This is a genomic window from Embleya sp. NPDC001921, from assembly GCF_053594475.1.
In genome coordinates, this window is the sequence record NZ_JBSFEO010000105.1 from 1 (window position 1) to 12,849 (window position 12,849).

A 12,849-nucleotide genomic window follows, 5' to 3' on the forward strand; every position below is an offset into this window, starting at 1 on the left:
GAGTACGAGCAGCAACACTGGGCCGACCAGGAGCAAACCACGCAGTCCGCGTGAACAACCGCAAACGGACTCTACAAAACTCGGGTCAGCTCACTTGGCAGGTTATTGGTGGGGGAGTGGCGTGCTGGACGTGGGCGGAGCCCGGCGCGTACGCGCCGGGCTCCGTTTGTTGGGCGTGGGTTGTTTCGGGTGTGGTTACCAGGTGCCGGGTGGGGCTCGCCATCCTTGGGCGGGTGGGTTGACGGTGTTGTCGGTGTTGGTGGTGAGGGTGCGGGTGGTGGTGGAGCCGTCGGGCCATTCATGCATTGCGGCGATGTCGGCGCGTCCGTTGCCGTCGAAGTCGCCGGCGAGGGCTTTGGCGTCCGGGTTGGACCATTGGCCGGGTCCGGAGCGCCATTTCTGGATGTCGTTGTCGAATCCGCCGTCGGGTCGGGTGTGGAAGGTGAACAGGGCGGTGTCGCCGCCTCCGTAGTCGTACATCGCGCCGATGTCGGGGCGGTGGTCGCCGTCGAAGTCGCCGGCGACGAGTTGCACGCGGTTCCATTCCCAGTTGCCCGCGGGCACGTTCCAGGACTTGACGGGGGCGTCGAAGCCGCCGTCGGGGCGGGACTTGAGGGTGAACAGGGCGACGGGTCCGCCGTCGGTGTTGGCGTAGCCGTACATGGCGGCGATGTCGTCGCGGCCGTCGCCGTCGAAGTCCCCGGTGACGTATTTCCCGCGGCCCTGACCCCAGTTGCCGGGTGCGCTCTGCCAGCTCGCGAAGGCGTCGTTGAAGGTGCCGTCGGGTTTGGTGGTCCAGGTGTAGGCGCCGGTGGTCTCGTTGCCGTGGTCGTATGTCATGGCGATGTCGTTGCGGTGGTCGCCGTTGAAGTCGCCGGAGACGATGAGGGCTTTGGCCCAGTCCCAGTTGCCGGGGGCGGTGTAGGCGCTGGGGACGCCTTCGTCGAAGGTGGCGTCGGGTCGCGCGGTGAAGGTGAAGACGCGGGTGCTGCCGTTGGGGTAGCCGTAGAGCGCGGCCACATCGTCGCGCCCGTCGCCGTTGTAGTCCCCGATCGCGTATTTGGCGCGTGCGTTGTCGAACCAGCCGGGGTGGCTGACCCATGCCTGGCGCGGTGCGCCGACGGTGCCGTCGGGGTTGCCGGGGGAGAGGAAGAACGCGGTGGACTCGGATCCGTGGTCGTAGGTGGTGAGGATGTCGGCGCGGTGGTCGCCGTCGAAGTCGCCCGCGTATTCGGTGCGTTGTCCCGCGGTGCTGTCGGCGGGGTTGGTGTGTGCGGTGGCGGTGTCCAGGACGGTGGTGTAGCGGATGTAGCCGCCCTGGAAGTCGCTGCGGTGTCCGCCGGCGACGGTGTACTGGTCGCCGGTGGGGAATCCGAGCGGGCCGCCCTCCCAGCCCTGCGCGATCCACGCCTGGCGGTCCTTGCCGTACACGGGCCAGGCCCCGGTGGTGGGGGACCAGTACAGGGAGCCGGTGTCGGCGCCGGCGTGCAGGACGCGGAAGTGTTGGTAGCGTCCGGGCTGTTTGAGGGAGGTGGGCAGCGCGTCCATGGAGGGGAATCCGAGGTCGCCGCGGACGCCTCCTGTGGCCTGCCAGCGGTCGTAGAGGTCACCGGTGATGGTGTGGGCACCGGTGCCGCCGGCGCCGCCGGTCCAGGCGATGGCGCCGGTGCCGTCGGTGGTTCCGGCGAAGATGTTCACCGCGCCGACGGGAGTTCCCGCGCCGTCGAGGATGCGGTTCTCGTCGCTGACGGGGTAGCCCAGCGTTCCGCCGGTGCCGCCGTCGGCGAGCCACTTGGTGCGGATGTCGCCGCGGACGGACCAGGCTCCGGTGGTGGGGGACCAGTGGATGGACGCACCGTCGGTGGCGCCGGTGGCGCCGCCCTGGAAGTTGGCGTATTTGCCGACGCCGTCCGCGTCGAGGGTGATGCCGGTCAGGGGCAGGTTCAGCTTCGTGTCGTCGGCCTTTTGGAGGTTCTTGTACTTGGCGAGGATGGGCCCGCACAGTTCGATCCGGCGCGCCGGGTCGTTCGGTGCGGCCCCGTTGGGGAATGTCTCGCACACGGTCGCGGGGGTGTCGGCGATCAGTGTCGCGGGTTTGAATGCGTGGCCGGTGGCGTCGGGGGTGGTGCCCAGGAAGGTGTAGAGGCGTCCGTCGGGGGCGCGTGACCACAGGTCGGGTTTGCCGTCGCCGTCGAGGTCGCCGTCGGAGGTGAGCCTGGGGTGGGTGGCGGTGTCGAACCCGGTGCCGATCAGGGTGCGTGCGGCGGTGTCGCCCAGCGCGGTGACGTCGACGGTGACTACCCCCGTGGTCGGGTTCGTCACGGCTTTGGATGCGTATTGGTAGAGCTTGCCGGTGACGCGGTCGCGGGCCCACAGGTCGGGGAGTCCGTCGCCGGTGGCGTCGCCGGGGGCGATCAGGTCGAGATTCCTCCAGTCGGCGGTGCCCAGGCGGATTGCCTTGTCGAAGATGCCGACGGCGGTGTCGCCGTGGAGGAGCCACAGGCCGGCGCTGCCGTCGCCGTTGTTCTCGAGGGTGAGTAGGTCCAGGCGGGCGACGCGGGAGTCGGTGAGGTCGTTGTCGACGTTGCCGGGGGCGAGGATCTGCCGTACGCGGGACCAGTCGGTCGTGTACGCGGCGCATGTGCCGTTCGGTCGGGTGGCGTCGACGCACAGGCCGGGTCGCGGGATCACGTCGCGGCTGTTGCTGACGAAGTACTGACCGTTGGCGCCAGCGCGTGCACCGGCGGTGCGATAGCGGTACAGGGCGCCGTTGCCGTAGGCGTAGAGGTCGTCGTAGGTGACGCCGGCGCCGCCGCGGTGAGTGATCAGCGACCCCGCCCAGGTGGGTTGCCCTTCCGTGCCGGCCGGCCCCTGGACGGTCTTGGAGGCGATGGTCCCGCCGAGGGCGGGGTCGGTGCCGGCGGCGTACATGCGCAGTGCGCCGTTGTCGTCGATGGTGAGCAGGTCGATGCGTCCGTCGCCGGTGATGTCACCGGGGGCGGTCTTGTGGATGCCCGCGGGGGCGTAGAACGTGTAGGCCTTTTGCTGGGAGCGGTTGCCGGCCTTGTCGACGGTTTGCGCATACAGGGTGTTGGTGCCCCATTGGACGACGGGCAGGGGTTCGGTGCGCCATTTTCCGTCGGTGCCCGGGGTGGCGCGGGCGGCGCCGCCGACCGGGATGGTGGCGCCGAGCGAGTATTCGATGGTGTCGACGCCGGAGGCGGCGTCGGTGGCGTTGTCGAAGACGAACACGCCGTTGTCGCCCGCGGTCTTGCCGCCGCCCTTGATCGGGTAGTCGGTGCTGGTGATGTCGGGCTGGTTCGGTGGTGTGCCGTCGACGGTGAACGTCTGGCCGGCGGCGAAGGCCGACGGCGTGTCGCCGTCACCGGTCTGGACGGCCCACGTGTAGGTGTGGCCGTCGAGGAGCTTCCCGGGCGGGATGTCGGCGCGGGCCTCGTGGCCGCTGACGCCCGGGGAGATCCATCCGCTGGTGTGGACGACGGGGTTGCCGTTGCCGACCTCGGTGACGACGAAGTTCGCGTCGATGGTCTGGCCCGGGTCGGGGTCGGAGACGGTGGCGTACAGACTGACGCCACCCACCGCCGGGTTGACGGCGCCGATGTAGCCGTCGTTGCCCGAGGTTGCCCCGTTGACCGGGACGGGGGTCATCCGCGGGTTGGTGGGCTGGTTGGGCGGGGTGTTGTACTCGATGTAGATGTAGTTGTCGGCGGCGTTGCGGGAGAACCGCTTGAAGCCGTTGTTGGCGCTGGTTTGCGGGGACTCCTTGCCGTAGATGCCCAGGGTGAGGAATTCCCAGTTCTGGTGGCCGGCGAGGTTGGCGGTGATGTCGAAGTCGACGAGGCGGTTGCCACAGTGGGACTCGACGCGGGAGCTGGGCGCCCAGGCGGTGCCCCACAGGCCGTAGTCGGCGGGTTGGTTGTTCCAGTGGGTGCCGAAGGTGAGGGTGTCGCTGAGCAGGTGCAGGTAGACGGGCTGGGAGACGTCCGGGCTGCAGTCGATGACGGCGGAGTCGACCTGGGTGGTGTTGAAGGTGACCCGCTTGATCAGCTTGCCGTTCAGGCGTCCCTGCCAGTTGTAGTCGACCCGGTAGAAGGTGCGCTCGAGACCGGTCTTTTCGCGCCAGCGCTGATATCCGGCGCCGGGCTGGTAGTCGGTGCGCCCGTAGCCCACGGTGGTGGGGTAGGCGTCCTGGGCCCAGCCGTACCAGCTGACGCGGTCGAGCAGCGGCACCCAGAGCGGGTCGACGTACACCGGGAACACCGTGTCCGGCGCGTTCAACAGATCCGCGTCCGGGGTGAGGGTGAGCGAGGTACCGGCGACGGAGGTCTCCAGGGGCGCGGTGGTGGCGTGCGCTCCGGGGCGTTTGTCGGTGGAGGCGAGTTGGTCCGCCGGTATCGACGTGCCAGGGTTCTCCTGTTCGGCCGCCGCCGCGGCCGCCGCCTTCGAGGTGCCGGCTGGGGCCGGTTTCGGGGTGGTGCGCGAGTCCCACATCGTGGGCGCGGGCGCGACGAACGCCACCTTGCCGTCGGCGGCCTTGGCGGCGAGTGAACCGTCGGTCGTCTCGGTGACGGTGACGCCGTCGGTGGCCATCCCGAGCCTGAGCGTGGCGAGTTGGGGGTTCTTCGCGGCGGCGGCGGTCTTGACGATCAGGGTGTGGGTGAAGCCGCCCTGTTCGCCGGCGGTGACCTTGAGGTCGACTTCGGGCAACACGCCGGGGTAGAGCGCGCCGTCGCCCGCGAGGACGGGCGTGGGCAGGGCGGTGGGCCAGGTGAAGGTGAGTTTGCGGCCGTCGTTGGTCATCGACGCCAGCAGCGTGGTTCCTCCGCCTCCCAGGACCAGGTCACCGGTCGTGCTCGCGGGCCGCACCGTCCCGTCCGCGGCGCGCGCCAGCGTCGGGTCGAGGTCGCGCCAGACACCGCTCTTCTTCGTCCGCGACGGCTCGACCGTCCGTTTGAGCGCCAGGACCCCGTCGGGCTTCGCGGTGACGGTGTCCGTCTCGGTGGTCAACTCCGGTACGGGGACGGGGACTCCGGTGCGCACGGCCTGCGCGGTCGCCCTCGCCTCGGCCGCGGCCTTCGCGTCGGCCGACGGGGCACCCGCGGCGGCGCTGCCCGCGGTCGAGGTGCCTGTCGCGGCGGCGGATGTGGTGGCGGGTGCGTGGTGGGGCGCGGCGCCGGCGGCGCCGGCGGCGCACGCCATCGACAGGGTGACGAGTCCGGCGACGAGTGTCGACAGTCGTCGTGCGTACGGGCGTGGGTGGGGAGGCGGGTGCCCCATGAAGGGTGCTCCTCGGGAGAGTTGGCGGTGCGGGGCGCGAGCGCGCATAGATGCGCGGAACGTACCGGTTGGCCAAAACTCTTCACCAGGTGACGCAGATCACGTCGACTCATTCAAAATGTCGACAAGGAATCAAGTCTCTCAAGGGTGCTTTCGAATTGCCGAACTATGCCTGCCAACGGGTGATTTGGTCCCGTGGGAGACTCTCGAGCGGCCGGTTGGGTTGTAGTGACGAAGCACACATCCACCCATGGGAACTCCCTTTACCCGCAGGGAACTTGCCGCGTACGGTGCGCTCCGTCTGTGATCTTTCGCCTGCTCGGGGGCGGGATCCGTCCTGTCCTGGTGGGGGTTCGTCATGCGTGGTTGGCCGTGGGGATCGAAGTCCCGACGCGTACGAGGGTCGCGGCGCACGGCGCGTCTGTTCGTGACGGGTGCGACGGTGTTGGCGTTGACGGCGAGCGTGGGCCCGGCCCAGGCCGTCGACTGGATCAAAACCTCCCCCGACCCGAACATGTGGTCACCGGGCAAGCTGCCGAAAATGCCCTCCGTGGGCGGAAAGAACGCGACCAAACCCGACGCGCGACCGATCCCCGGCGACGGCCACCCCTCGTGGAAACCGACCGCGACCACCTGGCCCAAACCGGCCGAGTCCGAGACCACCATGGCCCCCGCATCGTCCTTCGTCGCCCGGGGAGGCTCGTCCCTGCTGGCCGCCCCCGCCGGCGGCAACGCCCCCGGCACCCCCGTATGGATCACCACCCCCGCCGCGACCGCCCCCGGCCCCCTGCGCCCGAACACCCTCGCCGTCCCCGCGACCGGCGCGGCGAGCTCTCCGGGCCGGGTCAAGGTCACCGTCGCCGACCACGCCGCCGCCGAGAAGGCCGGCGTCGACGGCGTCCTGATCACCGTCCGCCCCACCGACACCACCCCCGCCCCCGGCAAGGTCACCATCGGCGTCGACTACGCCGGATTCCGCGACGCGTTCGGCGCCGACTGGTCCTCGCGACTGCGTCTGGTGTCGATGCCCGAGTGCGCGCTGACCACCCCGGACGTCCCCGCCTGCCGCGTCAGGACGCCGGTGGCGGGCGGACGCAACGACCGTGTCAAGAACCGCGTCCTCGCCGACGTCGACCTGACCGCCGCATCACCCACCACCGCCAAGTCCGCGAACGCGCCCGCTTCGAGCGGGGCGATGGTGTTCGCCGCGACGGCGGACGCGTCGGGCCCCTCCGGCGACTACAAGGCGACTTCGCTGTCGCCGTCGGGTCAGTGGTCGGCGGGCGGCAACTCCGGTGCGATGAACTGGTCGTACCCGATCGGCGTCCCGCCCGCGATCGGCGGCACCGCGCCGACCGTGAATTTGGCCTACAACTCGGGCGCCGTGGACGGCCGCACCACCTCCACCAACAACCAGGCCTCCTGGATCGGCGAGGGCTGGGAATACTCGCCCGGCTTCGTCGAACGCTCCTACCAGTCCTGCGCGCGCGACGGCCAGGACAAGTCGGGGGAGAAATGCTGGTCGAACCAGAACTCCCTGACGCTGTCACTGAACGGCAAGTCCTCGACCCTGATCCAGGACGACACCGACAAGTCGAAGTGGCGTCTGGAAGGTGACGACGACTCCCGCATCGAACCCCTGACCGGTGCGGTCAACGGTGACGACAACGGCGAGTACTGGCGCCTGACCACCGGGGACGGCGTCCAGTACTACTTCGGCGTGGGTCACAAGCCGGGCGGCAACAACGCGGATCCGGCGACGAACTCGACGTGGTCGTCCCCCGTGTACGGCAACAACGCGGGCGAACCCTGCTACAAAGCCTCCGGGTTCGACGCGTCCTGGTGCCAGCAGGCCTGGCGCTGGAACCTGGACTACGTCGTGGACCCGCGCGGCGGCATGGTGACCTACTGGTACAACGCCGAGACCAACCGATACACCCGGGGCGCGGTCCTGGTCGGCTCCGGCACCCTGACCGAGTACACCCGCGGCGGCACCCTCGCCAAGATCACGTACGGGTCGAAGACCACCGACACCACCCCGCCCACGGCCCAGGTCCTCTTCGACACCGCCGAGCGGTGCCTCAAGAAGGACGGTTTCGACTGCGACCCGGCCAAGATGACCAAGGCCAACGCGTCCAAGTGGCCGGACGTGCCGGTCGACAAGCAGTGCGCGACGTCGGGCACGTGCGAGGAGCACGGCCAGTCGTTCTTCTCCACCCGCCGCCTCACCAGGATCGTCACCCAGTCCCTGGTCGGTGCCGGCTACCAGACGGTCGACGAGTTCGCCCTCGACCAGGACTACCCGGATCCGCAGGACGGCTCCTCCCCGACGCTGTGGCTGAACTCGATCACGCGCACCGCCTGGGACGGCACCAAGAAGATCGACGTGCCCTCGGTGGACTTCGTCGGCGAGTTCATGCACAACCGGGTCGACGCCGGCGGTGACCTGGCGCCGCCGATGAACCGGCGCCGCCTGAAGGGGATCACGAACGAGACCGGCGGCCAGACCACGGTCGTGTACAACACCCCCGAGTGCACCCCCGCCACGCTGCCCGTCCCGGACGCCAACACCAAGGCGTGCTACCCGATGTGGTGGAACTTCGACGAGGACTCGGAACCGGTCCTGCACTGGTTCCACAAGTACACCGTCGCCGAGGTCACCGAACACGACATCGCCACCAACGCCCCCAACCGGTCGACGCGCTACGAGTACGTCGGCGGCGCCGCCTGGCACCGCGACGACTCCGAGCTCACCGAGGACAAGGAAGCCTCCCGGCCCAAGTCCAAGGACCGCCGGACCTGGAACCAGTACCGCGGCTACGGCCAGGTCATCACCCGCTCGGGCGTCGCCCCCGACCCGGTCACCCAGTCCGCCACGTTCTACCTGCGCGGCATGGACGCCGACGTGAAAAAGGACGGCACCACACGCGCCGTCACCCTCACCGACTCCACCGGCACGTCGATCGTCGACGCCGACCACCACGCCGGATTCGCCTACGAGACAAAGACGTTCACCGGCGACGGCGGCACGGTGGCCGCAACCTCCCTCAGCACGCCGCACGCCTCGGCGGTCACCGCCACCCACACCCGCGTGCGCGGCCTGCCCCCGCTCACAGCCCGCCGCACCGCCACCGAGAAGACCCGGGAGCGCAGCCTCCTCGCCGACGGCACCACCTGGCGCGAGACCTCCCAGACCACCACGTTCGAGCCCGTCCACGGCCTCCCGGAGACCGCGTCCGACAAGGCCGACGGCCTGCCCGAGTACTGCACCAAGACCACCTACGCACACAACACGTCCGCGTGGATCATCGGCAAGCCCATCGAAACACGGTCCCTGGTGGGCAACTGCGCGACCACACCGTCCAAGGACACCGTGTACGCGTGGGCGCACACCCTCTACGACAACAAGCCCTACGGCGAGGTCGGCGCGGTCGGCGACACCACCTCCGCCGACGCCGTGATCGACTACAAGGCGGACGGCACCCCGAACTGGGTCACCACCACCAAGTCGGAGTACGACGCCTACGGCCGCGTCACCAAGGCCACCGACGCCGAGAACAAGACCACCACGACCGCGTACACCCCCGCCACGGGCACCCTGCCCACCACGGTCGCCGTCACCGGCCCCACCGGCTGGACCGCCTCCACCGTCTACGCCGGGGCCCGCAACCTCCCGGTCAAGGCCGTCGACGCCAACGGCCTGGTCGTCGAGCAGGAATACGACAGTCTCGGCCGCCTGATCGCGGTGTGGAAACCCGGCCACACCAAGCAGGACAACGCCGACCTGCAATTCGCGTACGCCCCCAGCAAAACCGGGCCCTCGGTGATCACCACCCGCACCCTCAGGCTCAACAAGGCATACGCCGTCTCGCACCAGATCCTCGACAGCTTCCTCCAGGAACGCCAGACCCAGGCGAGCACCGCCAACGACGAATTCGGCCGGGTGATCACCGACACGTTCCGCGACAGTCTCGGCCGCCCCCTCAAGACCAACCAGCCCCATCTGAACGAGGATTCGAACCCGAGCACGACCGTCTTCGTCGCCAACGACGACGAGGTCCCCGGCCAGAACGCCATCGTCTACGACGGGATGGGCCGCACCACCGCCCAGACGTTCTCCTCCAAGGGCATCGAACAGTGGCGCACCACCACCACCTACGCCGGCGCCGACGAAACCCGCGTCACCCCACCCGCAGGCGGCACCGCGACCCTGTCCATCTCGGACGCCCGCGGCAAGCCGAGGGAACTGCGTGAATACAACGGCGGAATCCCCACAGGCACCGACTTCTCGAAGATCACCTACACCTACACCCCACGCGAGGAACTGAAGTCGGTCACCGACGCGGGCGGCAACACCTGGACCTACACCTACGACTTCCTCGGCCGCAAGACCCACGTCGAGGACCCCGACAAGGGCCCCTCCGACACCGTCTACGACCTCGTCGGCCGGGTGATCGGCACCACCGACGCCCGCGGGCAGAAGCTCGCCCACACCTACGACGCGCTCGGCCGAAAGACCGCCACCTACAAGGACTCGGTCGCCGACGCGAACCTCCTCGCCGAGTGGACGTACGACCGCTACGCCAAGGGCCAAGCCGACGGTTCGTCCCGCTACGTCGGTGGCAAGTCGGGCGCGCAGTACACCAGCGAGATCACCGGCTTCAAGCCCGGCACCTACCTGCCCATCGGCACCCGCACCACCATCCCCGCAGCCGAGGGCAAACTCGCCGGGACCTACACCACCGCCACCACCTACGAGCCGGTCCTGGGCCTGCCGACTGCCACCGACCTCCCCGCGCACGGCGGTCTCCCGGCCGAGTCGCTCAAGAGCACCTACAACACCCGAGGACTGACGACCACGTCCAAGGGGCAGCATGCGTACCTGAACTGGGCGGACTACGACGCCTTCGGCCGCAACGTCCGCGCCACCCTCGGTGACCAACCCCTGCAGGCCGCCTTTACCAGTGAATACGACCCCGCCACCGGCCGCCTGCTGTCCACTTGGTGGGACAAGGAGACAAGCACCACCACAAGCGTGGATGCCACCTCTTACACCTACAAACCGTCCGGCGACGTCACGTCGATCAAGACCGTCCGCGACGGCACCTCGACCGACACTCAATGCTTCGCCTACGACGGCCGCCGCCGCCTCAAGCAGGCGTGGACCGACACCGCAGGCACCACCACCCTCCCCGCCCCCAACGTCCCCGGCATCGGCGGCTGCACCACCCAGACTCCGAGCACGGTGACCGTCGGCGGCCCGGACGCGTACTGGCAGACCTTCGACTACGACGTCGTCGGCAACCGCACCAAACTCGTCGACCACGACCCCACCGACGACCCGACGAAGAACGCCACCACCGAATACGGCTACCGCCCTGGCGCCCAGGCCGGCGACCGCACCCACCGCCTGGACACCGTCACCGTCAAGACCGGCACCCGCGAAGCTGTCACCACCGGCCTGACCTACGACGCCAACGGCAACACCAAAACCCGCCCCGGCGCCGATGCCAACCTCCAGACTCTGACCTGGAACGAAGAGGACAAGCTCACCAAGGTCGCCTCCGCCACCGGCACGAGCGAATCCCTCTACGACGCCGACGGCACTCGCATCATCCGCCGCGAGGCCGGCAAGACCACCCTCTACCTCGGGGGCGACGAACTCACCACCAACACCAACGGCACCGGCCCGGTCGTGGGCACCAGGTACTACCCGACCGCCGGTGGCTCCACCGTCGTCCGCAGCGGGTCGGGCGCCCTGATCTATGTGGCGGCCGACCACCACGGCACCCCCACCAGCACCCTCGACGCCGCCGACCTGACCGCCACCCGCCGCCAGTCCAAGCCCTTCGGCGAACCCCGCGGCACCCAACCCACCCAGGCCAACGGCCAATGGCCCGACGACAAGGGCTTCCTCGGCAAGCCCATGGACAGCACCGGCCTCACCCACGTCGGCGCCCGCGAATACGACCCCACCCTCGGACGCTTCATCAGTGTCGACCCCCTGATGGACCTCACCGACAACCAGCAAATGCACGGCTACACCTACTCCGGGAACAATCCCGCGACGGTCAGCGACCCGACGGGTCTCTTCGGTATAGGCGAAGCCATAGGGGCAGCGGCTGGCGGTGAGGACAAGAAGCAGAAGAAGAGGCAACATCGGGCGGCCGAAACGGCCAAACGAAAGGGCAGTAACCCGGTAACGACTATTTCCTATCAAAGTGGTCGGAGGGACAAGCACTCATCCGCAGGCACGGGAACGAGTGGATTCCGGACCGCAGATTCACCCGAACAACTTCCCGCCGACATCGCCCTGGTAGCTGCCATGGCGGCTGTGGCCGTGACCAGCACCCTCGCAGATCGCTGCCGGAAGGAGAGATGGTTTATTTGCTCGCCGAACACCTGGCTCGAAGGTTTTAGCTGGGGCTGGCGTTGGGGTGGCGGTAGCCGTGGCGGTGATGATGGAGATTGTCACAGCTTTCTCCCGGACACCGGCGTTCTGATGGCCGACGGCTCGACCAAGCCCATTCGAGAGGTTGAGCCGGGCGACTCGGTGCTGTCCACCGATCCCCAGACGGGCGAAAGCAAACCCCGCACCGTTTTGGCCTCGATCACCACCGAGGACGACAAAGAATTCGCCGAGATCACCGTCCGAACGGACCGAGGTGACGCCTCGATCATCGCCACCACCAATCATCCGTTCTGGATTCCCGATCTGAAGCAGTGGGTCAACGCCGGTGACCTCAAACCCGGCCAGTGGCTCCAAACCGCCTCAGGCACCTGGGTCCAGGTCTCCGCCGTACAGATCTACACGAAGCATCAACGCACCCGCGACCTCACCGTGGACACCGACCACACCTACCACGTGCTGGCGGGCACGACACCGGTCCTTGTCCACAACTGCGAAAACGGAAAGCTCACCGACGACACTCGTGAAGCGTACGAAAACGTCGTCAATGGCGAGCTTCCATATTGGAACGAGCATGATAAAACCAGGGGGGTGGTTTTTGATGACTCCGGTATGCGGCTCACTGCGCAACCCCTCATCAGTGGTAAAACCAGTCAAACCGAAATCATCAGCGCTGAACTCGCGAAAAACGGTGCTCCGTGGCGACGCAACATGGGACCGGAGAAACATCCGGCGGGTACCCATGTTGAGGCGCAGGTCGCATGGATGATGCGTCCCAGGGGCGAGAGGACAGAGTGGATAAAACACCTGGATGTTGTTATCAACAACCGCAACGGTCCTTGCGACCCTCCCAGTCAGCTGGGGTGTGTCTCCGCAGTCCCGTACCTTCTCCCGAAGGGCGTGTCCTTGACCGTGTGGTGGCCAGATGGCAAAGGAGGGATTAAACCACATACCTTCCATGGAAATGTGGGATAACGGTGACTTTTGAGGAATGGGGTCGGCAGGACTGATCGGAAAGAAATGAGAATCGAAACATCGACCACTTCTTAGTACTGCAACGACACTCCGTGACCGGAAGTCATCACGGTCGTTGGTCCGTTCGTGTCGATGGAGATAGTTGACGGTTGGTCAGATGCGTTCGC

At 68.1% G+C, this 12,849-nt stretch carries 2 protein-coding genes; one reads left to right on the forward strand and one right to left on the reverse strand.

The annotated features are described in order from the left end of the window. Positions 1-195: 195 nt before the first annotated feature. Complete coding sequence (locus ACWCPW_RS50710; RefSeq protein WP_449768456.1) at positions 196-5,298, reverse strand: FG-GAP-like repeat-containing protein; 5,103 nt, start codon at positions 5,296-5,298, stop codon at positions 196-198. Positions 5,299-5,725: 427 nt separating this feature from the next. Between ACWCPW_RS50710 and ACWCPW_RS50715 the strand changes: the two genes are divergently transcribed. Further along, a complete protein-coding gene (locus ACWCPW_RS50715) occupies positions 5,726-12,682 on the forward strand; it encodes a DddA-like double-stranded DNA deaminase toxin (protein ID WP_449768457.1) in 6,957 nt (2,318 codons plus the stop codon). Positions 12,683-12,849 lie beyond the last annotated feature (167 nt).

Excerpts from the sequence above, each read along its gene's own strand:
- ACWCPW_RS50710 (WP_449768456.1), bottom strand. The coding sequence starts at position 5,298 with ATGGGGCACCCGCCTCCCCACCCACGCCCGTACGCACGACGACTGTCG.